This window comes from Cognatishimia sp. (assembly GCF_049116455.1).
Lineage (GTDB): Bacteria > Pseudomonadota > Alphaproteobacteria > Rhodobacterales > Rhodobacteraceae > Cognatishimia.
Window position 1 is genome coordinate 266,364 of record NZ_JAGDYW010000001.1, and the last position, 26,362, is coordinate 292,725.

At 53.3% G+C, this 26,362-nt stretch carries 29 protein-coding genes; 9 read left to right on the forward strand and 20 right to left on the reverse strand.

Going from position 1 to position 26,362, the window contains the following annotated elements:
- Positions 1 to 3: 3 nt before the first annotated feature.
- Positions 4 to 1,020 carry a translocase gene (locus JXQ85_RS01335; protein WP_421747048.1) on the reverse strand — a complete coding sequence of 339 codons (1,017 nt, stop codon included), beginning with the start codon at positions 1,018 to 1,020 and terminating at the stop codon, positions 4 to 6.
- 100 nt (positions 1,021 to 1,120) lie between these two features.
- Complete coding sequence (secA, locus tag JXQ85_RS01340; RefSeq protein WP_421747049.1) at positions 1,121 to 3,817, reverse strand: preprotein translocase subunit SecA; 2,697 nt, start codon at positions 3,815 to 3,817, stop codon at positions 1,121 to 1,123.
- 182 nt (positions 3,818 to 3,999) lie between these two features.
- Here secA and JXQ85_RS01345 point away from each other — a divergent pair, with 182 nt between their 5' ends.
- The 4 genes from JXQ85_RS01345 (at position 4,000) to JXQ85_RS01360 (ending at position 6,786) form a co-directional block, all read left to right on the forward strand.
- Positions 4,000 to 4,851 carry a peptidylprolyl isomerase gene (locus JXQ85_RS01345; protein WP_421747050.1) on the forward strand — a complete coding sequence of 284 codons (852 nt, stop codon included), beginning with the start codon at positions 4,000 to 4,002 and terminating at the stop codon, positions 4,849 to 4,851.
- A gap of 1 nt (position 4,852) precedes the next feature.
- Entirely contained in the window at positions 4,853 to 6,082 is a 1,230-nt protein-coding gene (gene argJ / locus JXQ85_RS01350) for a bifunctional glutamate N-acetyltransferase/amino-acid acetyltransferase ArgJ (RefSeq protein WP_421747051.1), read from the forward strand.
- A gap of 9 nt (positions 6,083 to 6,091) precedes the next feature.
- A complete protein-coding gene (gene mutT, locus JXQ85_RS01355; protein ID WP_421747052.1) occupies positions 6,092 to 6,490 on the forward strand; it encodes an 8-oxo-dGTP diphosphatase MutT in 399 nt (132 codons plus the stop codon).
- Between the two features lie 173 nt (positions 6,491 to 6,663).
- Positions 6,664 to 6,786 carry a hypothetical protein gene (locus JXQ85_RS01360; protein WP_421747053.1) on the forward strand — a complete coding sequence of 41 codons (123 nt, stop codon included), beginning with the start codon at positions 6,664 to 6,666 and terminating at the stop codon, positions 6,784 to 6,786.
- Positions 6,787 to 6,922: 136 nt separating this feature from the next.
- Here JXQ85_RS01360 and infB read toward each other — a convergent pair whose 3' ends face one another.
- The 8 genes from infB to pip form a co-directional block, all read right to left on the reverse strand.
- A complete protein-coding gene (infB, locus tag JXQ85_RS01365) occupies positions 6,923 to 9,433 on the reverse strand; it encodes a translation initiation factor IF-2 (protein ID WP_421747054.1) in 2,511 nt (836 codons plus the stop codon).
- Entirely contained in the window at positions 9,430 to 10,062 is a 633-nt protein-coding gene (locus tag JXQ85_RS01370; RefSeq protein WP_421747055.1) for an RNA-binding protein, read from the reverse strand. Before JXQ85_RS01370 ends, infB begins: the two co-directional genes overlap by 4 nt.
- A 19-nt stretch (positions 10,063 to 10,081) precedes the next feature.
- On the reverse strand, positions 10,082 to 11,740 hold the full coding sequence (nusA, locus tag JXQ85_RS01375) for a transcription termination factor NusA (protein ID WP_421747056.1): 1,659 nt from the start codon (positions 11,738 to 11,740) through the stop codon (positions 10,082 to 10,084).
- Positions 11,741 to 11,744: 4 nt separating this feature from the next.
- A complete protein-coding gene (gene rimP, locus JXQ85_RS01380; protein ID WP_421747057.1) occupies positions 11,745 to 12,329 on the reverse strand; it encodes a ribosome maturation factor RimP in 585 nt (194 codons plus the stop codon).
- 248 nt (positions 12,330 to 12,577) lie between these two features.
- A complete protein-coding gene (locus tag JXQ85_RS01385) occupies positions 12,578 to 13,108 on the reverse strand; it encodes a DUF1415 domain-containing protein (RefSeq protein WP_421747058.1) in 531 nt (176 codons plus the stop codon).
- A 215-nt stretch (positions 13,109 to 13,323) separates the two neighbouring features.
- Positions 13,324 to 13,944, reverse strand: coding sequence for a CDGSH iron-sulfur domain-containing protein (locus tag JXQ85_RS01390; protein WP_421747059.1), 621 nt, complete (start codon positions 13,942 to 13,944; stop codon positions 13,324 to 13,326).
- A gap of 107 nt (positions 13,945 to 14,051) precedes the next feature.
- On the reverse strand, positions 14,052 to 15,566 hold the full coding sequence (locus JXQ85_RS01395) for an ABC transporter substrate-binding protein (RefSeq protein ID WP_421747060.1): 1,515 nt from the start codon (positions 15,564 to 15,566) through the stop codon (positions 14,052 to 14,054).
- Between the two features lie 77 nt (positions 15,567 to 15,643).
- On the reverse strand, positions 15,644 to 16,615 hold the full coding sequence (gene pip / locus JXQ85_RS01400; protein ID WP_421747061.1) for a prolyl aminopeptidase: 972 nt from the start codon (positions 16,613 to 16,615) through the stop codon (positions 15,644 to 15,646).
- 49 nt (positions 16,616 to 16,664) lie between these two features.
- Here pip and ubiG point away from each other — a divergent pair, with 49 nt between their 5' ends.
- Together ubiG and JXQ85_RS01410 are read left to right on the forward strand one after the other, a co-directional pair.
- Positions 16,665 to 17,411, forward strand: coding sequence for a bifunctional 2-polyprenyl-6-hydroxyphenol methylase/3-demethylubiquinol 3-O-methyltransferase UbiG (ubiG, locus tag JXQ85_RS01405; protein WP_421747062.1), 747 nt, complete (start codon positions 16,665 to 16,667; stop codon positions 17,409 to 17,411).
- 83 nt (positions 17,412 to 17,494) lie between these two features.
- On the forward strand, positions 17,495 to 17,827 hold the full coding sequence (locus JXQ85_RS01410; RefSeq protein WP_421747063.1) for a hypothetical protein: 333 nt from the start codon (positions 17,495 to 17,497) through the stop codon (positions 17,825 to 17,827).
- Here the strand turns inward: JXQ85_RS01410 and JXQ85_RS01415 are convergent.
- Genes JXQ85_RS01415 through JXQ85_RS01440 form a run of 6 tightly spaced genes read right to left on the reverse strand, consistent with a single transcriptional unit; the run spans position 17,799 to position 20,899 of the window.
- A complete protein-coding gene (locus JXQ85_RS01415; protein WP_421747064.1) occupies positions 17,799 to 18,287 on the reverse strand; it encodes a hypothetical protein in 489 nt (162 codons plus the stop codon). The two genes, JXQ85_RS01410 and JXQ85_RS01415, sit on opposite strands and share 29 nt — an antisense overlap.
- A gap of 8 nt (positions 18,288 to 18,295) precedes the next feature.
- The gene (locus tag JXQ85_RS01420) at positions 18,296 to 18,454 is read right to left on the reverse strand and encodes a hypothetical protein (protein WP_421747065.1); all 159 of its coding nucleotides are present in this window, start codon (positions 18,452 to 18,454) and stop codon (positions 18,296 to 18,298) included.
- The gene (locus JXQ85_RS01425) at positions 18,451 to 18,903 is read right to left on the reverse strand and encodes a MarR family winged helix-turn-helix transcriptional regulator (RefSeq protein ID WP_421747066.1); all 453 of its coding nucleotides are present in this window, start codon (positions 18,901 to 18,903) and stop codon (positions 18,451 to 18,453) included. Before JXQ85_RS01425 ends, JXQ85_RS01420 begins: the two co-directional genes overlap by 4 nt.
- Entirely contained in the window at positions 18,884 to 19,723 is an 840-nt protein-coding gene (locus JXQ85_RS01430; RefSeq protein ID WP_421747067.1) for a carbon-nitrogen hydrolase family protein, read from the reverse strand. The genes JXQ85_RS01425 and JXQ85_RS01430 overlap by 20 nt, the downstream gene beginning before the upstream one ends.
- Entirely contained in the window at positions 19,724 to 19,981 is a 258-nt protein-coding gene (gene grxC, locus JXQ85_RS01435) for a glutaredoxin 3 (protein WP_421747068.1), read from the reverse strand.
- 60 nt (positions 19,982 to 20,041) lie between these two features.
- Positions 20,042 to 20,899: a double zinc ribbon domain-containing protein gene (locus JXQ85_RS01440; protein WP_421747069.1), complete on the reverse strand. Its 858-nt coding sequence runs from the start codon at positions 20,897 to 20,899 to the stop codon at positions 20,042 to 20,044.
- On the opposite strand from JXQ85_RS01440, the gene JXQ85_RS01445 reads away from it, so the two are divergent.
- Positions 20,789 to 21,610, forward strand: coding sequence for an SAM-dependent methyltransferase (locus JXQ85_RS01445; protein WP_421747070.1), 822 nt, complete (start codon positions 20,789 to 20,791; stop codon positions 21,608 to 21,610). The two genes, JXQ85_RS01440 and JXQ85_RS01445, sit on opposite strands and share 111 nt — an antisense overlap.
- A 68-nt stretch (positions 21,611 to 21,678) precedes the next feature.
- Positions 21,679 to 22,737: a ferrochelatase gene (gene hemH, locus JXQ85_RS01450; RefSeq protein ID WP_421747071.1), complete on the forward strand. Its 1,059-nt coding sequence runs from the start codon at positions 21,679 to 21,681 to the stop codon at positions 22,735 to 22,737.
- A gap of 114 nt (positions 22,738 to 22,851) precedes the next feature.
- On the opposite strand, the gene JXQ85_RS01455 is transcribed toward hemH, so the two are convergent.
- Together JXQ85_RS01455 and JXQ85_RS01460 are read right to left on the reverse strand one after the other, a co-directional pair.
- Positions 22,852 to 23,034, reverse strand: coding sequence for a hypothetical protein (locus JXQ85_RS01455; RefSeq protein ID WP_421747072.1), 183 nt, complete (start codon positions 23,032 to 23,034; stop codon positions 22,852 to 22,854).
- Between the two features lie 144 nt (positions 23,035 to 23,178).
- Positions 23,179 to 23,778, reverse strand: coding sequence for a L,D-transpeptidase (locus tag JXQ85_RS01460; RefSeq protein ID WP_421747073.1), 600 nt, complete (start codon positions 23,776 to 23,778; stop codon positions 23,179 to 23,181).
- A 172-nt stretch (positions 23,779 to 23,950) separates the two neighbouring features.
- On the opposite strand from JXQ85_RS01460, the gene JXQ85_RS01465 reads away from it, so the two are divergent.
- Positions 23,951 to 24,526: a CAP domain-containing protein gene (locus JXQ85_RS01465; protein ID WP_421747074.1), complete on the forward strand. Its 576-nt coding sequence runs from the start codon at positions 23,951 to 23,953 to the stop codon at positions 24,524 to 24,526.
- Between the two features lie 3 nt (positions 24,527 to 24,529).
- Here JXQ85_RS01465 and JXQ85_RS01470 read toward each other — a convergent pair whose 3' ends face one another.
- Both JXQ85_RS01470 and JXQ85_RS01475 read right to left on the reverse strand, forming a co-directional pair.
- The gene (locus tag JXQ85_RS01470) at positions 24,530 to 25,021 is read right to left on the reverse strand and encodes a L,D-transpeptidase family protein (protein WP_421747075.1); all 492 of its coding nucleotides are present in this window, start codon (positions 25,019 to 25,021) and stop codon (positions 24,530 to 24,532) included.
- A 98-nt stretch (positions 25,022 to 25,119) separates the two neighbouring features.
- Complete coding sequence (locus JXQ85_RS01475; RefSeq protein WP_421747076.1) at positions 25,120 to 26,334, reverse strand: class I SAM-dependent RNA methyltransferase; 1,215 nt, start codon at positions 26,332 to 26,334, stop codon at positions 25,120 to 25,122.
- Positions 26,335 to 26,362 lie beyond the last annotated feature (28 nt).

Here is a 26,362-nt window from a genome sequence, read left to right on the forward strand (position 1 = left end):
TTGTTACTTTTGCGCAATTGTCAGGTCTTTGAGCAGGTTTGACAACACCAGAAAGTCACCTGTTGCACCACAATCGGGCATGATCATTTCAAGCTCATTTGTCAGCTTGTCACCACCGCCATGCACCTGCAAGGTTTGTGCAGAAATTGGGCGATTGCAATTGGCACCATTCACTTCGGCCTCAACAGAAAGAGCGACTTCTCCGACACGCGCAGGATTGCCGACAGGGAAGGTATAGACATCAGCCATCCGCGAGATTTCGCTTTCGCCTGCGCCCATGCGCATCAGAAATCCACCCTCGCCCCCAATGACAGAGGTCAAATCACGCGGATTTCCAAACCAGACATGACCCTCTTCGCCATAGTCAGCTTCGAACTCTAACGCATGAATTTGCAGACCCGTTTCGCCCAACCACTGCACCGCAACGCGATCATAGAACACAATCGATGGCACCTGCGTTTCGACCAATTCTTCGGCACCATTCGGGAAGGTCACCGAAAATTCTGCGAATTCATCAAAGGCCGGCACAGTGATTTCCAGGTGCCCTTGATCATCCAACACTTCATGAAAGCCTACGTCAGCATGCGAGATCGCAATGCGAGCATCTGGCATACAGGTCGCATTGATCGACAGGTTCACCAAAGCTGCAATTGTTGGCTCTGCGGTCAAACTGATTTCACAGCCAAGCAAAGGTGCAGGCTCTTCTTGCGGCATCGCAGAAATCGGCTCATCCTTTGACGGCGTAAACGCTGCGGGCAGCACAGGCAAAGACGCCTCCGGATCGCTTGGAACCGCCGGAAGATACTGCCCGGTTAATCCAACAGACGAGGCGATTTGTAATTCTGCCTGCGCTGGCACCTCAAACTTCTTGACCCTTTCAGGCTGCACAGCCGAAGCTTCCGTCGCGGTGCCGCTTTGCAAAAAGAAACCAGTGACAGCCACAAGAGCCGAAGATCCAGCAACCAACGCCAGCCTTACGGAACGGCCAGACATAGTGATTAGTTTTATGGGAAGCTTCATGACTTCCTCCTACTCGCAATAACTCAAGGGCGAAGCTATGCAGCAAAAAGGGCGCCGCTGTGGCGCCCTTTAGGAGAGAGTCAGACGATTCTTTGCCGAGTTAGGCCAGTTTGCCGTGGCAATGTTTGAACTTATCACCCGATCCACATGGGCATGGATCATTACGGCCAGGGTTGCCCCAGGTGCTTGGATCGTCCTCATTGAAACCTTCGATCAGAGGCACACGCGCGGCCTTTTCAGCAGCCTCAGCCTGCGCCTGAACCGCTGCGGCTTGCTGGGCCTGAACCTGTGCAATCATCGCGGCCTGCTCTTCTTCAGTCAGAGGGCGAATTTGGCTTAGGTTACGTGTGACGTCAGTGCGCAGCCCATCCAACATGCTTTCAAACAGCTGGAAGGCTTCTGATTTATATTCGTTCAACGGATCACGTTGCGCATAACCACGGAACCCGACAACAGAGCGCAGGTGTTCCAGCGTCAACAGGTGCTCACGCCATTTGCGGTCGATGATCTGCAGCAAAAGCTGCTTTTCGATACCGCGCAGTTGCTCTGGTCCAAACCGCGCCGCTTTCTGGGCCATATGTTCGTCAGCTGCTTTTTCTAGACGTTCGATGATGTCTTCATCATCCACGCCCTCTTCCTGCGCCCAATCGATCACAGGCACATCAATGCCCAGTTGTTCGATGGTGGCCGCGTAAAGACCTTCGGTGTTCCACTGATCAGCGTAGGTTTTTGGTGGCATATATTCATCCACCAGATCACCAATCACCTCGTGGCGCATGTCCTGAACGATTTCGGACAGATCCTCAGCTTCCATGATTTCGCGACGTTGAGAGAAGATCACCTTACGCTGATCATTCATCACATCGTCAAATTTCAGCAGCTGCTTACGAATATCAAAGTTGCGGCCTTCGACTTTCGCCTGCGCGCGCTCCAAGGACTTGTTCACCCAAGGGTGTACAATCGCTTCGCCTTCTTTCATGCCCAGAGTGGACAGAACCTTGTCCAAACGATCAGATCCAAAGATGCGCATCAGATCGTCGTCCAGAGACAGGAAGAACGCCGAACGGCCCGGGTCACCCTGACGACCTGAACGGCCGCGCAGCTGGTTATCAATGCGGCGGCTTTCGTGACGTTCTGTGGCCAGAACAAACAAACCGCCAGCAGCTTTCACAGCATCTTCGTCAGCCTGGTGACCTTCTTCGATCTTGGCACGGATTTCATCTGGGTTCGCTTCTGGGTCCGCCGCAATGGCTTCCATGATTTTGAACTCGACGTTGCCGCCCAATTTAATGTCCGTACCACGGCCCGCCATGTTGGTCGCGATGGTCACGGCGCCCAGTTTACCGGCATCTGCAACGATCTGCGCTTCTTGCTCGTGTTGGCGCGCGTTCAAAACGTTATGCTTGATGCCTGCTTTCGTCAGCAGTTCAGACAGCAATTCAGATTTATCAATTGACGTTGTCCCAACCAGCGTTGGCTGACCTTTGGCAGAAGCCTCTTGAATGGTTTCAACGATGGCGTTGTATTTTTCCTGAGCCGTCCGGTAGACCGCATCGTCATCATCGACACGGGCGATGGGACGGTTGGTTGGCACTTCGACCACGCCCAAATTGTAAATTTCACCGAATTCTTCCGCTTCTGTCAAAGCGGTACCAGTCATGCCGCCCAGCTTGTCGTATAGACGGAAGTAGTTCTGGAAGGTCACCTGCGCCAAAGTCACGTTTTCAGGTTTGATCGACACACCCTCTTTGGCCTCAATCGCCTGATGCAAACCTTCTGACAAACGACGACCCGCCATCATACGGCCAGTGAATTCGTCAATCAGCACAACTTCATCGTTGCGCACAATATAGTCTTTGTCCTTTGTGAACATCTTGTGCGCACGTAGGCCTTGGTTCACGTGGTGGACGATGGATGTGCTTTCAGGGTCATACAAAGACTGGCCCTCTGGCAGAATACCACGCGCCAACAGTTGCTCTTCGAGCCAATCGTTGCCTTCATCCGTAAAGGACACACTACGGGCTTTTTCATCCAAGGTGTAATGTTCGTCGCCGATCTCGGGGATCACCTGATCCACAGCCATATAGAGATCGGTGCGATCCTCAGCAGGGCCCGAGATAATCAGCGGTGTCCGGGCTTCGTCGACGAGGATCGAATCTACTTCATCGACGATGGCAAAATAGTGATCGCGCTGTGCGAGATCTTTTAGTTCGGACTTCATATTGTCGCGCAGATAGTCAAAACCGAGTTCGTTGTTGGTCGCATAAGTGATGTCACACTGGTATGCGGCTTTTTTTTCGTCTTCGGGCTGCTGCGGGTAAATCACACCAGTGGACATACCAAGAGCGCCGTAGACTTTGCTCATCCATTCCGCGTCACGGCGTGCAAGGTAATCGTTCACGGTGACGATATGCACGCCACGGCCGGTCAAAGCGTTCAGATAGGCAGGGAAGGTCGCAACAAGTGTTTTACCCTCGCCGGTTTTCATTTCTGAAATATTGCCCTCGTGCAAAAAGATACCACCCAAAAGCTGCGTATCAAAAGCACGCAGACCCAGCGCACGTTTCGCGGCTTCGCGGCAGTTGGCAAAAGCTTCCGGCAGGATTGCGTTCAGCGCTTCGCCGCCGGCAATTCGTTCACGATATTCGGCTGTTTTTTCGATCAGTTGTTCGTCGCTCAAAGGTTCGAACTCTGCTTCAAGTGCATTGATCTTTTCGACAATCGAACGGGTAGCTTTGATCTTACGGTCATTCGGGGTTCCGAAGACCATTTTCTTCAATTTACCAAAACCCAACATGTTCGCTTGTCCTTTGTTGACAATTTCTTGCGCCGCTTATGCTTGCCCGTTCTGTGCCCTGCTCATACAAACGGGGAAGAAACTCTTGCGACGGCCTCAAAGCGATGTAAGGGCCCAGTTATACAGTGTCAACGTCGCCAGCCAGTGCGGCCCCCACTTGGGGTAAAACCAAGGACGAAACGATGTCAAAAACCCTCAATTTCCTGCGTGGCTCCGCCATTGCTCTTATGCTTGTAACACCTGCGTTTGCAGACGATTCGGTCAATGCAGACACGGTTGTCGCAACCGTTGCTGGTTCTGACATTACAGTCGGCCATATGCTGGCTGTTCGCGCTGGGCTTGATCCACAGTATCAATCACTTCCTGATGACGTTTTGTTCAACGGCATTCTGGAACAGTTGGTGCAACAGGCTCTACTGAGCAGCGCTTTTGAAGGCGAGCTTCCAAAACGTTTGCAACTTGAGCTGGACACACAGGCCACAGCAATGAAAGCAACCGCCGCAATGTCCCAGCTTGTCGAAGACAAAGTCGACGATGCGGCCATCCAAGAAGCCTATGACGCGCGCTACGCAAATTTCGAAGGCACACCTGAATATAACGCCTCACATATTTTGGTCGAAACAGAAGAAGAAGCCAAAGCAATTGCCGAAGACATTCGCGGCGGTGCTGACTTCGCTGAAACAGCCAAAGCCAAATCCACCGGCCCTTCTGGACCAAATGGTGGCCAATTGGGTTGGTTCGGCCCAGGTCAAATGGTTCCAGCCTTTGAAGGAGCTGCCGCCGCATTGGAAAAAGGGCAGGTGTCTGATCCTGTAAAAACCCAGTTTGGCTGGCACGTGATCATCTTGAACGATGCGCGCCAAACATCAGCCCCCGAGTTAGCGTCTGTGCGCCCTCAGATTGAAGGTGAATTGCAGCGTCAAATCATCGAAGCTGAATTGGCTCGCTTGGAAACAGAAATTGAAGTAGACACAGCTGCCGCTGGTGACATTGATCCTGCTATCTTGAAGCAAACAGATTTGCTGGAGAATTAAGTTGGCGACAATTGAAAATATTTCTCCGCTGGCTCCGGCGGAGTTTCCAGCATTGCCTGTCATCGAAGGCGTTCAGTTTGCCTCTGATGCAGCAGGTGTAAAATACAAAGATCGCAAAGACGTCTGTCTGATTACACTTGCGCCGGGCAGTGCCGTTGCTGGCACGTTCACACGCTCTGCTACACGATCTGCCAACGTCTTGGATTGCCAACGAAAACTTGGTGGGGATGCGAGCTCCGGCGCGGCATTTTTTATCAACTCTGGCAACTCAAACGCCTTTACGGGGCGCGCAGGTGAAGGGTCTGTCAAAGCAATCAGCACATCAATCGCAGAAGCCACTGGCCTGCCGGAAGATCGGGTTTTCACCTCTTCCACCGGTGTCATTGGCGAACGCTTACCACACGACAAGATCACCGCGAAAGTCGGCGATCTGGTGGCTGGATTAGATGCTGCCGGCATCGAGGGCGCCGCGGAAGCGATCCGCACCACGGATACCTTCGCAAAAGGAGCCACGGTCTCAGTTGAAATCGATGGCACGCCGGTAAAAATCGCTGGCATAGCCAAAGGTTCTGGCATGATCGCGCCAGACATGGCGACAATGCTGGTCTACATCTTCACTGATGCGAAAGTAGCCCAACCTCTGTTGCAGCAAATCCTTTCGGAACTAACAGACACAACTTTCAACTGCATCACCGTCGACAGCGATACCTCGACATCAGACACGCTTTTACTAGGTGCAACCGGTGCATCTGGCGCTGAAATTACCTCCTCAAAAGGCGCATTTCGCGATGCCTTAGAAGAGGTGATGTTAGAGCTCGCCCACCTCGTCGTGAAAGACGGCGAAGGCGCGACCAAATTTGTGGAGGTCCAAGTGACGGGTGCCGCCAATGATGCGGATGCAAAGACTCATGGATTGGCCATTGCAAATTCACCTTTGGTGAAGACCGCGATTGCCGGCGAAGACGCGAATTGGGGCCGTGTGGTGATGGCAATTGGTAAATCCGGAGCTGCCGCTGATCGTGATCTTTTGTCGATCCGTTTCGGGGACATACTGGTTGCCGATAAAGGTTGGGTTGCTGAGGGTTATTCCGAAGACGATGCCGCCGCCTATATGAAACGCGATCATCTGGTTGTTACTGTGGATCTGGGCATCGGCGAAGGTCAGGCCAAGGTTTGGACCTGTGATTTGACCCATGGCTATATTTCCATCAATGCAGATTACAGATCATAAGGCTGGCAGATGAAAACAGTTCTAGTATCCGCTGTCGCCCTGATCGATCCAGACGGGCGGGTGCTGCTAGCGCAGCGCCCGGAAGGCAAATCTATGGCTGGCCTATGGGAATTCCCCGGTGGAAAAATCGAACCAGGAGAAACACCTGAAGCGGCATTGATCCGCGAACTTGAGGAAGAGTTGGGCATCAACACCTGGGCTAGCTGCCTTGCGCCACTAACCTTCGCAAGCCACAGCTATGAAGACTTTCATTTACTGATGCCGCTCTTTGCCTGCAGAAAATGGGAAGGCACCCCGATTGCACGCGAAGGCCAAACGCTAAAGTGGGTTTTGCCAAAGGATTTCAAAAACTATCCGATGCCACCTGCAGATGTTCCATTGATCCCAATTCTGCGAGATTGGTTATAAAAGCCTTAACATTTTGGCGGGAAATCAAGTTCATTCGAGTAGGAAACCCCTATTTTTTCTTGGCAAAGTTAACTTTTTGCGCGATTAAGAATACGTCTGACGATTTATGTGCTGTCAGAGAAGAACCGCGATCTATCTTAGCGTTATGTCAAATCAATCTGGGGGGATTGGACATGCTGAAGACAATCATGATGGGCAGCTGCATTTCCGTGCAGGGCTTTTTCGTAAAAACTCTTCCGAACGGGCTTATTGCTGTCCGTGTTGGGGATAAAATCTATCAAGGCAAGCCAGTCTGAAACCTGATAACACTCCTTAAAAAGGCGCTCTTGCAGAAATGCACGAGCGCTTTTTTCATGTCTTCATTCCTGTGCCAGCTAGAAACAAAGAGCCCGCCATCAAGGCGGGCTCTTTATATTCAGAATGTAGGGACCATTAGTCCAAAGAACGCTCTACTTCTTCACGCTCAAAGATCTCGATCACGTCATTTGCGCGGATATCGTCGTAGTTCTCAAACGCCATACCGCATTCCTGACCAGAGATGACCTCTGCAACTTCGTCTTTGAAGCGTTTCAGGGTTTTCAGCGTGCCTTCGTGGATCACCACGTTATCGCGTAGCAGGCGGACACCTGCAGAACGACGTGCCACACCTTCAGTGACCAAGCAGCCAGCAACCTTGCCAACGTTGGACACTTTGAAGACGTCTTTAATGGTCGCGTAACCAATAAAGTTCTCTTTGATTTCCGCAGAAAGCAGACCAGATGCCGCCGCTTTCACATCATCCACGAGGTCGTAGATGACGGAATAGTAGCGGATCTCAACGCCCTTTTGGTTCGCAGTGTTTCGCGCAGATGCGTTGGCACGGACGTTAAAGCCCATGATTGGTGCACCGGAGGCTTCGGCCAGACCAACATCAGATTCCGTGATCGCACCAACACCAGAGTGTAGGACGCGCACGCGCACTTCGTTGTTGCCGATTTTTTCCATCGCTTGAACGATAGCTTCCGCAGATCCCTGCACGTCAGCTTTGACCAGAATTGGTAGCTCAGAGACGTTCTCGTCTTCTTTCGCTTTCTGCATCAGCTGTTCCAGAGTAGTCGCTGCACCTGCTGCGGCACGCTTATCTTTGGCGGCCTTTTCACGGTATTCCGCAATCTCGCGCGCCTGAGCGTCCGTTTCGGTCACGTTCAAAACGTCACCTGCTTCAGGTGTGCCGTTCAGACCCAAAACCTCAACCGGAACGGATGGGCCAGCTTCTTCAACGCGCTCACCCTTGTCGTTGATCAGCGCACGGACCTTACCGTACTGCTCACCCACAACAAAGATATCACCCTGACGCAGCGTACCCTTCTGAACCAGAACAGTCGCAACCGGGCCACGGCCCACGTCAAGCTGCGCTTCGATCACAGCACCTTGAGCGGCGCGATCAGGGTTGGCTTTCAGTTCCAGAATTTCAGACTGTAGCGCAATCGCTTCCAGAAGTTCATTTAGGCCCTGGCCGGTGATGGCAGAGACTTCAACGTCCTGAACTTCACCAGACATGGCTTCCACGATCACTTCGTGCTGCAGCAGTTCTGCGCGCACTTTGTTTGGATCAGCCGCTGGTTTGTCACATTTGTTGATTGCAACGATCATCGGCACTTCTGCCGCTTTCGCGTGGTTAATCGCCTCGATGGTCTGTGGCATCACAGAGTCATCCGCCGCAACAACCAAAACAACGATGTCAGTCACCTGAGCACCACGGGACCGCATGGACGTAAACGCCGCGTGGCCCGGAGTATCAAGGAAGGACAGGGTTGTGCCGCTGTCGGTGGTCACCTGATACGCACCAATGTGCTGGGTGATGCCGCCGGCTTCGCCTGCAACAACCTTCGCGTCACGGATCGCATCCAGCAAGGATGTTTTACCGTGGTCAACGTGGCCCATGATGGTGATGACCGGAGGACGATCCTGAAGGTTTTCTTCTTTCTCTTCCACATCTGTGATGACATCTTCAACATCAGAGTCTGAAACCCGCACGACCTTGTGGCCGAACTCTTCGATGATCAGTTCTGCAGTATCCGCATCAAGCGTTTGGTTCTGCGTCACCATCATGCCCATGTTCATGAGCGATTTCACAACGTCAGCAACACGTTCCGCCATACGGTTCGCCAGCTCAGAAACAACAATGGCTTCTGGCAGCTGCACGTCACGGATCACCTTTTCACGCTCAACCGTGCCACCCATCGCCTTTTGACGCGCGCGCTCTTGCTTACGCTTCATGGCTGCCATGGATTTCTGACGACCGCCCGCACCACCGGTGGCTTGGCTGAGAGTCAGTTTACCGGAACGGCGACCATCGTTCTGGCCTCCGCGACCACGACCACGCTGATCACGTTCGCGATCCGCTTTGCGCGGTGTCGCCGAAGGTGCTGGCTTGTGGTTTGGTTCACGTTTTGCTGCAGCAGCAGCGGGCGCGGCCTTAGGGGCCGATTTCGCAGCGGCGGCAGCATCTGCAGCGGCGCGTTTTGCGGCGTCTGCATCTTTGCGTTTTTGCTCTTCAGCTTCCGCTTTGGCTTTCGCCTTTTCTTCCGCTTCGCGCTGTTCGCGTTCTTTGGCTTCAGCCTCGGCGCGACGACGCTTGCGTGACTCTTCACGCTCACGCTCTTCAGTAGCGCGACGCTCATTGTCTTCGGCTTCGCGCGCTTTCGCGGCTTGCAATGCCTTCAGACGACGCGCCATTTCCGCATCGGTAATCCCACCGGGACGTTTGGAAGGGTCTCCGCCCGGGCGACCTGGGGTCACACCTGGTTTCGCTGCGCCTGGCTTTGGCACCACAACGCGCTTGCGTTTGGTCTCCACCACGACGTTCTTGGTCCGGCCATGGCTAAAGCTTTGCTTTACGTTACCCGGACGGGCACCTGCGCCACGTAGACCCAGAGTCTTTTTACCGTCGTTATCGCTCATCTAGCTGTCTTACCCTTTCCGACGGCCCCTGCCGCCGTAATTTCGCGTACGCCCTTTAGTCTTTGGGCTTCCTCTACAACTCTTTTCGTGAGTCCACCAGACGCAAGCGCCCCATGTATCACAGTTTGTCGCCCAAAAGCCAATCCAAGCTCCTCTGTGGTCAGCCAACCGATGTAGCTGCCGTAGTGCGGCGTGCTAAGTTTCGATTTTCCGCGTCCAGATCCATCCGAAGATTGAATCAGAACCTGCGCCACCTCTTTCGAGAGCCAGTCTTTCACTTTTTCGTATCCAGCAACTGCATCACCGGATTTGCGCGCCAGGCTAATCAAATCAACCACCCGACGTACCAATTGTCTTTCGACTTCATCGGCCAATCCTTCAGGTACTTTGACCTTGGTCTTGGCAGAGCGCGCGAACGCGCCCTTTGATGCTGCCTTTTCGATCGCTGAGCGATCTGCAGAAACCCACATGCCCCGACCGGGCAATTTGCCCAGCACGTCCGGGTACACCATGTCATCAGGCCCAACCACAAAGCGCACCAGCCCGTGTTTGGGCTGGGTATCACCTGTCGCGATACATTTGCGTTCCGGGCCGTCTTCCCGGTTTTTCGGCTGACCACCGCGTGACATGTCGTTTCGTCCTTAAGTCTTAGGCTTCAGGAGCCGCGTCGCTTGAAAACACAGATTCAGCAGTTTCTTCGCCTTCAACAGTTTCTTCAGCGCCATCTTCTTGGGACTGAGCGATCAATTCCTCAGGATCAACCCAACCCAGAACGACACGGGCGGTCATAACCATATCCTGTGCTTCTTCCAAAGTTGTGCCGAATGGTTCCAGAACGCCGTCGTCTTTAACGCGTTGGCCATCGACTGTTGTCCAGCCACCCGCCAATTCCCAGTCAGCGCAGGTCGCGAAATCTTCCAATGTTTTCACATCATCCTTCGCCAGCGCTTCTACCATTTGGGCAGTCAGGCCTTCAAATGCAATAAGGCTATCCTCAGCACCCAGCGCACGCGCTGCATCCAAGGCTGCTTTTGCAGCGGCTTCTAGGTATTCACGAGCACGTGTTTGCAATTCACCAGCTGTACCTTCGTCAACACCATCGATGACCAGCAGCTCGTCGATTTCGACATAGGCCACTTCTTCGAGGTTTGTGAAGCCTTCGGAAACCAGCAACTGTGCAAAGAATTCGTCGATATCCAGCGCATCCACGAACAGTTTAGTGCGGGCTTCGAATTCTTTTTGACGACGTGCGGATTCTTCCGCCTCGGTCATGATGTCGATGTCGAGGTTGGTCAACTGAGACGCCAGACGCACGTTCTGACCACGACGACCAATCGCTAAAGACAGCTGCTCTTCTGGAACAACAACTTCGATTTTACCGGCTTCGTCATCCAGAACAACCTTGGTCACCTCTGCAGGCTGCAGTGCGTTCACAAGGAACGTTGGCTGATCTTCGTTCCAAGGAATGATGTCGATCTTCTCGCCTTGCAGCTCGTTGACAACGGCCTGCACGCGAGAACCGCGCATACCAACGCAGGCACCAACAGGATCGATGGAGTTATCAAAGGAGATCACAGCAATCTTCGCGCGGGAACCCGGATCGCGGGCCACAGCTTTGATTTCGATAATGCCGTCATAGATTTCTGGCACTTCCATTTTGAACAGCTCTGCCATGAATTCTGGCGCTGTACGGGACAGGAAGATTTGTGGGCCACGCTGTTCGCGACGCACGTCTTTGATGTAAACGCGGATACGATCGTTCGGGCGATAGCTTTCGCGGCCGATCTTTTCGTTACGACGCAGAACCGCTTCGCCACGACCGATATCAACAATAACGTTGCCGTATTCTTCGCGCTTCACCAGACCATTGATGATGGTACCGGCCTTGTCTTTGAACTCTTCGTATTGACGATCACGCTCTGCTTCGCGGACCTTCTGCAGAATAACCTGTTTCGCGGATTGCGCTGCGATACGGCCCAGTTCAACTGGTGGAATTTCTTCCACGTAAGTTGCGCCAATTTCCGGAGCTTCCATGTACTGTTTGGCTTGCTCAACGGTGAATTCTGCCTGGTAGTTTTCCAGCTCTTCATCTTCAACCACGGTGCGCACACGTGTGAAGGTCGCTTTACCGGTCTTGCGGTCGATGTGAACACGAATGTCCATTTCCGCGCCGTAGCGAGACTTAGCCGCGCGGGCTAGCGATTCTTCCATCGCCTCGACAACCAAACCTGGGTCGATCATCTTCTCGCGTGCAACGGCTTCGGCAGTTTGCAGAAGCTCTAGCTGGTTTGCAGAGGTAATTGCCATTTACTCAGTCCTCCTTGGAACCGGTGTCGGTTTCGGTCTCGTTAATAGTATCTTCGTTCAGATTGCCAGCCGCTTTACGCTGCTTCAGCATCTCGGCGATCAATTCATCAGTCAGAACCAGCTTGGCATCAGCCAACCAATCCATCTGCAAACCAACGGTTTGCACTTCGCCTGCGGCGTCAATGTTCACCAGAACCTCTTCGCCTTCGACGCCAGCCAAAATGCCGCGGAACCGTTTCTGACCATCGATCAGTTCTGTGGTTTCGATTTTGGCGTCATAACCTTCGAAGGTTTCAAAGTCCTTCAAACGGGTCAGCGGACGGTCAATGCCCGGGCTGCCAACTTCAAGCACATAGGTATCTTCAAGCGGGTCTTCGACATCCAGAATGGCGCTGACAGCAGTGCTGATCTGGCCGCATTCGTCCACTTCAATCCCGCCCTCAGGGCGTTCCGCCATGATCTGCAGCGTATTGGTTTTGCCACCCATCAAGCGCAGACGGACCAGTTCGAACCCCATGTCTTCGATGACTGGGGCAACAATATCAGCCAAACGCCGATCCATCGCTGTTTTTGCAATCAAGTTGCTCATGTATATCGTGTCCATCCACTGAAGCAGGCACAAAAAAACGGGCGCGCGGCCCGTTGGAAATTCCGGTGGTGCGTTCGACCCGAAGGTCCAGCGCGCCGCTGTTGAAAAGGCATATACGCACAAAGCCCTGAGTCTGCAAGTGCCGTTTCAAAACAGGGCTATCTCGATGAAAAAACCTACGATGGTCGGTTAGGGGATATTGGCAGCACTCTACGGACAACAGCGTCCACGCGACGATGCAAATCGTTTTATTTACCCCAGGGACAAAGTTTTTCGACCTGTTGGCGACCAAGTTTTTTCAATGTTTCGATGTTATCTTCATAAATCTTCTCGGGATCCGAAACCTGAGCAAGGACTTTGGTCATCTGATCCTGACGCAGAAGATGAATGGTTGGATAGGGCGCGCGGTTGGTAAAGTGACTAAGATCGTTCCGCGCCACACCCTCAAATTGATATTGTGGATGAAAGGACGCCAATTGGACATGCTCTGTCAGATCGGCTTGCTCTAACAACTGCTCAAACCAATCGAGTACATCGAGGTAGTCATCAAAGGCTTCTAGTCCTTGGGTAAACATCAGCAAGCTGGTTGCAATGTCATTTTCGTTGGCCCCAAGCAGACGTTCAAGTTCATTCAAATAGAACTGCTTTAGCTCTGTATCAGATGTGGCGTCACATACGGCATAGCGCACTTGACCTCGGGCTATAACGCTTGAGGAAAATGGGCATAAGTTTAATCCGACGACCATTTTCTCAAGCCATAGTCGGGTGTTTGTAACCACGTCTTGATGCGCTGGTGATAGCGTTTTGAGGTCAAACTTTGTGATGGGAGAGATCCTTACTTGTTTGACGGAACTTAAGTATGTTGGCGAAAATCCAAACCATAGAATTTGTAGTGCCGCAACCGTCTAAGGGTACTAAACCATCCAACCCCTTTTAGCACGCGAACAAAAGCGAGCGCGACCCTAAAACCTCAAAGCATCAGCTTGCCCCGGTTCTAATCATCCCGCCACTTCGCATCACGGTGCGACCCATCACAATACGGTTTGTTGCCAGACTTCCCGCAGCGGCACAGTACATACTTCCGCTCTGACATGTTCTCTGCCTGCGGTGGCACCGGACTTGGCACATCCAAAACCCAATAGGGGCCATTTTTCTCAATTTGAATTTGAGCACGCTCCGCAGTCAAATGCGGCTCATCCACATCGGCCAAAGCCAAAGCGCCTGACGGGCAGGCCGCGATCACAGCTTTGACTTCTTCAACCGTACCATTGTCTGGCTGCACCCAAGGGCGTTCATTTGCATTAAAGATGTGTTTCGCCAATTTTCCACATTGCGCGGCATGTGAACACAGCAGCGGATTGAACGTCACTGAGATATCTTTGCCTTCATAGGTCAGCAGGCGATCCCGACCGGCTGGCGTACCACCCCTGCTCTCAAATCCAGCGTCTTTGTGGCTACCATCACAGAAGGGTTTATTTTTACTTTCTCCACACCGACACAGCGCCATCACCGGTTTGGCTTCAACATCGGACCCGTCAGGCATCCGCAAATGCGTGATGCCCTTCACCATAAGTGGCCCGTTTTCACGTTCTTCGATGATTGGTGCGTCTGACATGGCTAACCCTCTTGGCATGATGTGGCTGTGTCCTTGAGCTCAGCCTATATGCAGAGTGGAAATCCACAAACGCTTAACTCTGTGCACAGACGCAGGGGAAGACTGCGTTAAGAGAACCACCATCGTTCAATCATGCGCCCACTGTCCTGCGCATAAAGATTGCCGACCTGTGCGCCATGGCGCAGTCGATCATGATGCGCATCGGCAAAATGCGCAAAGGCCGGGATCAGCGCTCCGCCCTCATCAGACATCAATGTCTGCATGTCTTTATAAAGCGACTGCCGTTTGGTGGTCGACAGCTCAGCACGCGCGCTCAGCAGAAGATGTTGGAAATGTGGATTCTCCCAATGACTAGCGTTCCAAGGACTGTCGCCCGCCATCATTGTGAACATCCAATCTTCAGTGATGCGCCCTGACCAAACCGATGCTTGAAGCGTCAAATCCCTATGCGAATCTTGATTTGCAACGGATAGTCCTGCAACTTCTGCCGAAGTCGCAAATGCGCTCGCCAAACGACCCATCGCTGAATGATCCTGCCCCTCGGCCGGGATCGTCACACTCAGCTGTTTCACCCCAGCTTTGCGTAGATAGAACCGCGCTTTGTCTGGGTCAAAAGCAGTTGCATCTGCACCCATCGCCATGAATTGGTTCACAGGACCAATTGGATGATCTTGTGCCACACGGCCATGCCCAAAAAGGGCCTGATCCACAACGGCCTGACGATCGATAGAATACTTCAATGCACGGCGCAGATTCACGTCATGAAACGGTGCCTGATCAGCACGCATGGAAAACCCAAGGTGCTGATTGCCCACAACTTCAGACAAACGCAGCGCTTTGTGCGCCTTTAACTCAGCTTTACGTGCCAGATCAAAATCATCGATCGCATCGACCTGACCCGTCATCAAAGCCCGTGCACGCGTGGTTGGATCATTCAACGCAATCAGTTCGACCGCATCAAACCAGCCCTCTTTGCCATCTTTGTAGTGCCCCTGCACGCGGCCCAACATGGCGCGCTTACCGGGCTCAAAACCGATGACCTTATAAAGCCCCGTGCCAATCCCCTGCGCTAAAGCGAGGCCCAGATTGTCAGACGGATAAATGCACAGATGATAGTCAGCCAGTAAGAACGGGAAGTCCGCATTAGGCGCGGCCAACCGGAACTGCACCTTATGGGTCTCTACGGCCGTCATCTCGGAGATCGATGCCACGATCCCGCGTGCCGGAGAGCGTACAGTTTGATCTAAGTGCAACCGCAGCGAAGCAATCACATCATCCGCGTCAAACAATTTGCCGTTATGGAACTCAATGCCTTTGCGCAGAGTAAACGTCCAAAGCTTGGCATCCGCCGAAGCTTCCCAGCGTTCGGCCAATTCACCAACCAGCTCGCCGCTCGCAGCGACCTGCGTCAGCGTATCAAAGACCGCTCCGTGACCGGCCATGATCATAAACTGCCCAGCGTGTGTCCGTGCATCCCAGCTGTCACTGGTGCGAGCTCCGCCAACACCCAATCGCAACACGCCCCCCCGGCGCGCAGCGGCACCCAGTGGCAGACCAGACGCCGCAAGAACACCGGCTGCAGCGCCGGTCTTCAAAAGGCTACGTCTGTCCAAACGAGTCATCGTTCAAGTGTCCTCGGTCAAAACCAGCCAACAGGAAAGCGCGGATCGCTGCGAATAGCAACCACGCAAACGCATATTTATAGCTTCACGAAGTCTTTCATAATCTGCACGAGTTCTGACGTAATCCCCGGCTCACTCAGCGCGTGGCCAGCATCGCGGATCATTCGCAATCGCGCATTTGGCCAGGCTTTTGCCAGCGCATAGGCAGAATGTGGCGGGCAGATCATATCATAGCGCCCCTGCACAATGACGCCGGGAATATGCGCAATCTTATCCATATGCGCGAGGATCTGACCGTCAAAATCCAAGAAGCCCGCGTTGCTGAAATAGTGATTCTCTAGCCGAGAAAACGCCCGCGCGTATTCAGCGTTGGGCTGCCCTGACATGCCGTTTGAGGCCATCGACGCTAAAGAGTTCTCCCAGGCGGCCCAGGCCTTGGCGTATTTCACCTCAGTCGCATGGTCTCCGGAGAACAGCCGCTTGTGATAGGCCGCGATCATATCATCCTGTTCGTCCTCAGGAACGATATTGGCAAACCGTGCCCAAGCCTCTGGCCAAAACTGCCCAGCGCCACCGCCATAAAACCAATCCAGTTCGCGCTGCATCATCAGGAATACGCCGCGCAGCACCAAAGCCACAGGCCGATCAGGATGAGTCTGCGCATAAAGCAACGCCAATGTCGCGCCCCAGCTGCCGCCAAAGACCACCCATTGATCAATGCCCAGCGCCTCGCGGATGCGTTCGATATCCGCAATCAGATGCCAGGTGGTATTATCCTCAATCGAGGCATGTGGTTTTGAGCGTCCACATCCGCGCTGATCAAACAGAATGATCCGGTACACACTTGGATCAAAATACCGTCGCATCGCCGGGCTTGCCCCGCCGCCGGGGCCGCCGTGAAACACCACAACCGGAATACCATCTTGCCGACCCGACTGTTCGACATAAATCGTATGCCCATCACCCATATCCATCATCCGCTGATCAAACGGCTCGATCGGCGGAAATAAATTCTGCGCTGCGCTTTTATGTCCTGAATGTTTGTCCATATTCGATCTATATAGTATTGCGCGCCCAAATGAGCACATGGAGGCTAGAATGCAACCCACGATGACCACTGTCGACCCGGCTGAAGTCGCCAAGTTTCAGGCCATGGCCGCTGAATGGTGGGACCCGAACGGGAAGTTCAAGCCACTGCATATGCTTAACCCCTGCCGCCTAGACTACATCACCCGTCAAATCGCCGCAGAATTTGATCGTGACCTGGCGTCCGATAAGCCATTTGCGGGCCTGACGCTGCTGGATATCGGTTGCGGCGGCGGTTTGCTGAGCGAGCCAATGGCGCGTCTAGGGGCAACCGTTGTTGGTGCCGATGCCGCCGAGCGCAACATCCCCGTCGCGCAGGTACATGCGGAACAGTCGGGCCTAGAGATCGACTATCGCCACACCACCGCCGAGGCCATCGCTGAGGCAGGCGAGCAGTTTGACATCGTTCTGAACATGGAGGTCGTCGAACACGTCGCTGATCCGCAGGAGTTCATCACAGTCTGCCAGCAATTGGTGAAACCGGGTGGTCTGATGATCTGCTCGACCCTGAATCGAAATGCCAAAAGCTTTGCGATGGGCATCATGGGTGCCGAATGGATCATGCGCTGGCTGCCAAAAGGAACTCATGAGTGGAACAAGTTCATCACGCCAGATGAGCTATACGCGATGCTAGAAACCGGCGGTCTGAAACCGGTGGACCGTAAAGGTTTTGTGTTCAATCCGCTGGGCTGGAGCTGGTCGATTTCAGATCGGGATCTGAGCGTGAACTATGTAACGACGAGTTTGAAGGCTGGGTAAATTCAACTCAGCTTGCCATTGTGTATCCAACTTGATCTGTTCAAAATGATTAGGCGACAATAGTCTTATGGGTCCGAAGCACGATGTTGAAAACCGAACCTCAGCCCTCAGAAACCGCGATAGAGTTTATACAACGGGCGGAGGCTCAGGGTGCATCCGACTCGTCGATCACCAAAGCACTTCGAACACATTTCAAAATCGATCAAGAGGACCAAATTAAGTCACTGCGACTTAGGTCTGAAATCTTTTGGAAAAACATCTATTTGGATCATGCTCGCCAACTGATTGCGCGCGGAGGATCAAGATATGCCGCAGTGACGTTTATCAAGCGAAAAAACGGCGAAGCCGGTCAGCGTTTTCTAACTGATGAAGAAATTGATTCCATCGTCAATTCGGTTGGCGACTGGCGGGATTAATTTGCTCAAGTGAAAATTGAGAATTCTCCCAGCTTCTTAGTTTGAATGAGAATTTCAACAGGGTTGCTAATATATCGCCCTCGTCGGTAATACTTACGTCACGCCCTAGCGTAAGACTCAACTTTTCACAGAATCCCAAGACTGTATCTAAATCCGCTTGAGAGTTTATCTCGCGGGGGTCAATATCCACCTCGATCTCATCCACAAGATAAAACCCAGTATTCAAAACGAGACCATCAAGTTGCAGCCTCATGCAATGCGCATGGTCCGAATCTTCGAATATCGACTCGGCGGAAGATGGAAGTGCGGTCAACGCACCGTCACGGATATAAGACACTTCGCCAATTTGGCGCGATAGACCCATCAGCTTTTCCCAATCCACTATCGTGGTTTCGCCCACGATAATGTCGCGAAGCGATCCATCGCTGTGAAAAAACTGTGAGACTTCGTTCCAACGCATAAGGGTTTCTACCGCTCACAAACCCCTTCAGAGTGCATCCAACGCCCACCCTGTTCTGCGCAGGCCTCAACCTCCGCGGCATTCCGCAAAGTCGGCACCGTATAAACCAAAAGAAAAATCACAGCCGCAACGACCGCAAACAGGTTCATGCCCTTGCGGCCCTTCACCCGTCGTCCTCCAGCTTCACCCGCAACTCCCGCAGCACGGGCAACACGCCTCGCACGCGGTGCTCTCCCAGCTCTGTGACCACCTCGTTCAGGAGCGGCGCAATGCCAGCCAGCGCCGCATCGCGGGCGGCCTGACCTGCTGGACTAATCGCTACCATCTTGCGGCGGGCGTCGTCCCAGTCAGGCCGGATATGCACATAGCCTGCGGTTTCAAGCTTGCCCAAGGTGTTCGTCATCGCACCACGCGTCACATGAAAGGCCTTCGCCAGTTGCGCCGGGCTTTTCTCTCCGTGGGAATGTGCCAGATGGTTCAAAACCGAGAAATGCGACAGCTCCATCCCCTTGGGCAGCGCCTTGGTCAGACGGCTGCGCGCCAACTGATCCGCCATCAAGATTTCGCTGAACAGAGAAACCGCTAATGCGTTGGAGTCATTTGCGTTCTGGGCCATCGAAATCCTTGTCATGCGTCAGCGACGGAATGCGCTTGCGTGCTTCTGCCACTTTTTCACGGTCCAAATCAATGAAGATGATGCCGGGATCCGTGCCGGCATCCTGCAGGATCTCTCCCCAAGGGGAAATAATCAGCGAATGCCCATAGGTTTTGCGCTGCGGGCCTCGACTGGCCACGTGGATGCCTGTCTGCGCAGGTGCCAACACCCAACAGCCCGTTTCAATGGCCCTTGCCTGCAACAACGGATGCCAATGCACCGCTCCGGTGACGCTGGAAAACGCTGATGGGACCATTAGCACCTCGGCCCCGGCCTTTGCGAGTTTGCGAAAGAACTGCGGAAAACGCAGATCGTAGCAGATCGACAAACCGATCTTGGCAAAGGGCGTTTCCGCAACGACCGCTTGCTCGCCTGGTCGATAGCCTGCGGATTCCCTGTAGGTCTCTGTTTCAGACACCTGCACATCAAACATATGGATTTTATCGTAACGGGCGTGAATATCGCCCGTTGGGCTAATTAGGAACTGGCGATTGGCAAAACGCCCATCGGCATCTTTGGTCTTCAAAGCCAGTGACCCTATAGTCAGCCAAATCCCATGCCGCGCAGCCGCATCGCGAAGGCCAGCGAGGGTTTCATCCTCGGCCTCTTGCTTCAATACGGCGGTTTGATACGTGCGACTGCCCGAGACACAATTTGTGACCTCAGGTGTCAGCACATAGCCCGCGCCATCTGCCACCGCCCGCGCCATCTGTTCTTTGACCACAGCCAAGTTCTGCTGAGGGTCATCTGACGAGGTGATCTGCAGAAGCGCGGTTTTCATTTAGGCGGCCAGCAACGGGTCCAATTTGCCAGAACGTTCCAGCGCCATGATGTCATCACAGCCGCCAATGTGTTTGCCATCAACAAAAATCTGCGGGAAAGTGCGGCCACCATTGCTGCGCTGGATCATCTCATCCTTGCGCGCGGGTTCTTTCCAACCGTCATATTCTACAAAAGCCACACCTTTGCTTGTCAAAAGGCGCTTTGCAGCGGTGCAAAATCCGCACATTGGGCGGGTGTAAATTTCGATCTGTGCCATATCGTGAACCTTTATGTGACCCAGCGGCCTATTCGTTGCGTTGTCTCAGTCTTGAGCCATCTAGGGACGCTTTGCAACGCGTGCCAGTGAGATCACGTTCACTTGATCTGCACCTGTTGCCAAACACGCCTCTGACGCTGCGGCAAATGTCGCGCCACTGGTCATGACGTCATCTACTAGCAGAATATCTGCGCCTTGGATGTGATCAACGAACTTGGGATTCGCGATGATACTGTCATCTAGGTTCGCAAATCGCTCCGCCTTTGACATGCCCTCCATGCTGACTGTTGCGCGGCACCGCAGCAGTAGGTCTGGAATATGGCGCAGGTTCAGTTGACGTGCCATGGCATCGGCCAATAGGGCGGATTGATTGTATCGGCGGCGCAAAAACCGACCCCAATGCAGGGGAATGGGACAAACTATTGTGTCAGATTGAATAAGCACGCGCGCAGCCTTGGCCATCCAGCGTCCTGCTGGGTGAACTACATCATGACGATCTCCGTGTTTCAATCGCATCACCATCTGCCTTGCCTTATCTTCATAGACCAAAACAGCGCGCCCCTGCTCCCATGGCCGCGGGGTCCGCATACAATCGTCGCAAATTTCGGTCTGCCCTGTCTCTTCGCCAGGCAACGGCGCACCGCAAACATCGCAAATCACACCGCGAATAAAGGGGGTATCGCTCCAACAGCGACCACAGAGCTGAAAGTCGATCTCGACCAAATCACCACAGCCGATACACCGGGGGGGGAAAATCAATTGCAAGGCTGTTTGAACTTGCCGACGAGGGATCATATGGTCCGCACCATGCAGAACACTCCGCTTCTCACCGATCGCAGCGCCCTTTTGGCGCACAGACATCGTGCCGACCACGATGGCGGAATGTTCCTGCAAACCACCGCGGCCGACGACCTGCAAGATCGCCTATCAATGGTTAACAGAACCTTTACATCCCCTGCGATTGTCACGGGATTTCCGCATATTTGGGAAGGTCGTCTGGACAACGCTATTGTTGTCCCTGACGACGAAGTGCTTTCACTTAAACCCGGCGCGCATGATCTCGTGATCCATGCCATGTGTCTGCATTGGGCCAATGACCCTGTCGGGCAGTTGATCCAGTGCCGTCATGCGTTGAAAAACGATGGGCTCTTGCTAACCGCAGGATTTGGCGGCCAGACGCTACACGAACTGCGCGCAAGCCTCGCGCAGGCCGAATCCGAAATATCCGGTGGCCTGTCGCCTCGTATCCTGCCTATGGGAGAAATTCGCGACCTTGGTGGGCTTTTGCAACGCGCAGGGTTTGCTTTACCTGTCACCGATGCCTTCCCGCAAAAAGTCAGCTATGAAAGCGCATTCCGCCTGATGCGTGATTTGCGCCTTATGGGCGAAACCAGCGCGCTTTCTGGCCGTAAAAGAATCTTCACACGTCGAGATGTGCTTGAACGTGCCGCAGAGATTTACGCCGAGAATTACTCGGAAGACGGCCGTATTATCGCAACTTTTGAGTTCATTTTTATGACCGGCTGGTCCCCTGATGCCTCGCAGCCAAAACCACTGCGACCGGGGTCTGCAGAACATCGATTGGCGGATGCATTGGGCACTAAAGAAGACAAATTGCCCAAGTTCTGAATAAAGTTCGTTTTCCTCTTTGACCTAGGCCATCAGAACGCTATCTCAGATAGACCAAACCGAACCCAATGCAGGACGCCATCATGTCAGCCACCAGCCCAGAAAATGCGCCAGCCGATCACCCGAAGGTACCCCGTGGCAAGACTGGCATCCTGCTGGCCAACCTCGGCACACCTGATCATTACAGCTATTGGCCAATGCGCCGTTATCTGAACGAATTCCTATCGGATCAACGCGTCATCGATTATCCGAAATGGAAATGGCAACCGCTGCTCCAACTGATCATCCTAACCAAACGACCGTTTAGTTCTGGCGAAGCTTACAAATCGATTTGGAACCATGACAAAGGCGAAAGCCCTTTGATGACCATCACCAAAGCCCAAACCGAAAAATTCCGCGCGGTGATGAATGAAGCTTATGGCGACAAGGTGATGGTGGATTTCTGTATGCGCTATGGCAACCCGTCCACCAAATCCAAGGTGCGCGAAATGGTTAAAGCAGGCTGTGAGCGCATTCTGTTCTTCCCGCTCTATCCGCAATACGCAGGGGCGACGACCGCAACAGCAAACGACAGTTTCTTTCGGTCTTTGATGTCAGAAGCTTGGCAACCAGCCGCGCGTACAGTGCCCGCTTATTCGAGCCACCCCGACTATATCGAGGCTTTGGCGCAATCTGTTGAAACCGCCTACGGGCAAATGGACAAGCGCCCAGATATTCTTGTGGTCAGCTATCACGGCATGCCAGAACGTTATCTGCAGCAAGGTGATCCCTATCATTGCCAGTGCGCGAAAACCTCGCGGCTGCTGAAAGAGCGTCTGGGCTGGGAGAACACGGATCTCGTAACAACTTTCCAATCCCGCTTTGGCCCGGAGGAATGGCTAAAGCCGTATACGGTCGAAGAAGTCGCGCGCCTTGCGCGGACCGGTAAAAAGAACATCGCGGTGATCGCACCAGCCTTCTCAGCCGACTGCATCGAAACACTGGAAGAGATCAACGAAGAGATAAAAGAGAGCTTTGAAGAAGCTGGCGGTGAAAACTTCACTTACATTCCCTGTCTCAACGATGACGATGCCCATATTCAAGCCTTGGCGACAATTGCGAAGGAAAACCTGGGCGGTTGGCTCTAAGCGTATTGGAGCGTAGCTCGCGCAAGCTTAGGAATGCCATCCGGAAAACGAAAAAGGGCGCCGCAAGCGCGGCACCCTTTTAATTTTAGATCAGCATTACTGCCGATTGATAGCTTAGTTAGAAGAAACCGCTGCTGCTACCACTGCTAGGATCAGCAAAGGAACAACAAAGTTAGAAGAAGAAGACGCTGCTTCTTCCATGATAACTGGTGCTTCAACCATTGGTTCGGACATGCCGCCTGCGAATGCAGTGGATGCTGCTGCAGTCAGTGCTGCTGCGAGAACGAGTTTTTTCATAGTAACCTCCAAGAATTTGGCTTACGTCATGTTTAATGCGACGCAAGCCCCCAAGACTTACCTCGTAGTTCAGGTGTAAACAGTAAACCAGAGGGTTTGCAAACCTAAACATGGGGAAATTTTCGGCCAGAAGCCCCCTTGTCGTCAAATAAGCAACACTTGTGTGCCGATTTTCGCCAATCCGAACAGTTCGGCAATATGCTCGTTGTAGAGACCAACGCAACCATTGGATGAACGACGCCCGATCTTGCGCGTGTCATGGGTTCCGTGGATTCGGTAGTATGTCCAGCTCAGATAAAGCGCGTGGGTTCCCAACGGGTTATCTGGACCCGGACCAACATATTCTGGCCATTCAGGATTACGCTTGCGCATGGATGGCGTTGGGCGCCAGCTTGGACCTTCGACTTTGCGAATAACCTTTGTACGACCACGGCGTGTCAGATCTTCTGTCAAAGGAACCGAGCTCGGATAGAGTTTATAGCTCCCATCTTCTGCCCAAAAATGCAGCGCTCGGCTGGTGATATCTACCAAGATTGCGCCGTTCTTCAGGTTGTCGAAATAGGGCTCCCATTTCATGGTGCGGAAGCTCGACGTGTTCCGGCGAACGGTCTCAGTGATGTCGCGTTCAACTTCGGTTGTCGCTGTGGAATTTACATCCTGCGCCAGTGCCGGTGCGCCGACAAATGCAGCGCCAGCAGCCAAAAAGGTCCGCCGTCCCAATTTCAGTTTTTGATCTTCACTCATGTCTTCGCCCTACTATCTTGCGCGATTTTGCGCCAATCTATGACCGGAATGCCTCAGTCGCAAATCAAACAAGCGTCATTTGGCCGAACTCACGCGAAAGTGGGCTTTCAACGCAACGAGCCCCGCGTTACACCCCTATCCCAAATGATTTCCCAGGTGGAAGGGTTTAAAAATGCGTCTGATTTCAGCCTTGATGGCAGTTTTGCTAGTAGTTTCGGCCTGTACCACATCGGTTCCAGACCAATTGGGTGCAGATGGAAAACCACTGCCGCGCCTCTATCGCATCAAAGATAAAGACACATCCAAGATTCAGTTCCGCATGGTTGATTCGGTGAATGCCCTACGATCCGCCTCTGGTCTCGGTGCGGTCGAGTTGGATTCCAAACTGGTGGCCGCCGCCGCAACCCATTCGCGTGATATGTCGATCCAAAACCGCCCGTGGCATTTCGGATCTGACGGCTCCTCACCAATCGATCGCGTAGCACGTGTTGGATATACCGGTACTTTGACCGGCGAAGCCATTTCGGAAACCTATGAAACCGAGCTGCAAACCCTCGGTGCCTGGATGGAAGACCCAGGCCCACGCGCCGTCATTCTTGATCCAAATGCAAAGCACATGGGCTTTTCCTGGCATCAAGAAGGTAATGGGAAAATCTGGTGGACTTTGGTGATGGGCGCACCCGCTAGCTTAGCGCCTGCCCCAGCAGAGTCCTTTCTAGATGTCGCCGCTGCAGCAATTCCCCAGTAAAATCTATTTATAGACTGAGATCGGCGTTCCGTTTTTCACCATCGCATAGATTTCCTGCATCTCGCGATTGGTGACGGCAATACAGCCCGCTGTCCAATCATCAGGTGCCTTGCGATATCTCTTAGGGCGGCCGTGGATGAAGATATCTCCGCCAGGGCTAACCCCAAGCTTTTTGGCATAGGCACGGTCATTGTTGTTTGGGTAAGAAATCCCCAAAGACAAATGGAATTGGCTGTTTGGGTTGCGCCGGTCAATCTTGTATTCACCTTCTGGTGTGCGCCCATCACCTTCGCGGGTTTTGTGCCCTTGTGGCGCAAATCCCAACCCAACGTCGTATGCCTTTAGTGCCTTTGTACCATGCATCAGATACATCTTGCGCTCGGCCTTATAGACAAGGATCCGCGTGACCTCTGGACCATGATAGGATTGGAATTTCGACGACCCACATGCCGCGAGGGCCAATAAAAGCCCCAACAATAGTGCTATTTTACGCATCTTTTATCTCATGACTGCTCACCCGATCCGTAGCACAGATCAAGCTGTGACCACAGGCCCAAATCCGCACTCAGATCCGCCTCACAGTAAATTGAGCATCAAATCCGCGTAAATTTGCCGACAAGTTCGATGTGCGGCGACCAGCGGAACTGATCGACGACCTGCACCCACTCCAGCGTATAATCGCCACGGATCAACGTTGCCGAATCTCGCGCAAAGGTCACAGGGTTACAAGACACGAAGGCGACGGTTGGGACTTTGGACTTTGCTAAGGCCAAGGATTGCGCCTCAGCACCTGCCCGTGGAGGATCAATAACCGCCGCATCAAACCGCAAATCCTGCGCCATAATGGGGTTGCGGAACAAATCACGGGTTTCAGTGGTGACGCGCTTAAGGCCCGTGGATTTTCGCCACCCAGCATCTAAGGCTTTCATCATCGACTTCAAACCCTCAACAGCGTGCACCTCGGCGTTTGCCGCCAATGGCAAAGAGAAAGTCCCGCATCCGGCAAATAAATCGACCACTTTGCTAGCATCGCCCACAATGTCCTGAACCGCTGCAAGCAATGCGGCTTCGCCATGCTCTGTGGCTTGCAAAAACGCGCCCGGAGGTGGCGTGACTTTGGCCGCACCAAATGACTGATAAGGCGGGTAGCTGGTGGCAATCACCTCATCATCCCACGTCAATCGAGCCAAGCCCAATCGCTGTGCTTCTTGCCCCAATTGCGCCTGAAACGGACCATCAAGCGGCTTGCCGCCAGACACCGCAATATCCAACCCTTCAGCCGACAAAGTCGCTGTTACTGACAAGGCACCTTTGCGCGATGATCCGATGACCGCCAACTGCTTGGCCACCTCCAACGCAGGTTTCAAATCGGGGTGCAGCACCTGGCAATCTGGAATTTCAACAATCACATCGCTGGCGCGCTGATGAAATCCGGCCATCGCCCCTTTTTTGGTTCGGCGTGCCGAAATCGTCGCTCGACGCCGTGATTGGGCAGGCGAAATTGAGATCGGTTTAAACTCTGTCACCACCCCCTGCGCGGACAAGGCGTGGCGCACAACATCAATCTTCCAATCTGCCAGAAAGCCGTCTGACACATGCTGCAGATTACAGCCACCACAGGATTTGAAATGCCGGCAAGGCGCTTTCACGCGATGTTCTGACGGGGTCAAAATACGGACATCTGTCAACTGGGTGCCATCCACGGTTCCGGTAACAACCTCTCCCGGAAGGGTCAAAGGCGCGAACAAGGGGCCATCTGCGATCCCGTCGCCCTGATGCCCCAAACGATTGATGTGATATTCCGTCATGAGGCGGCAATAGCCTGCGAAGGCCCGT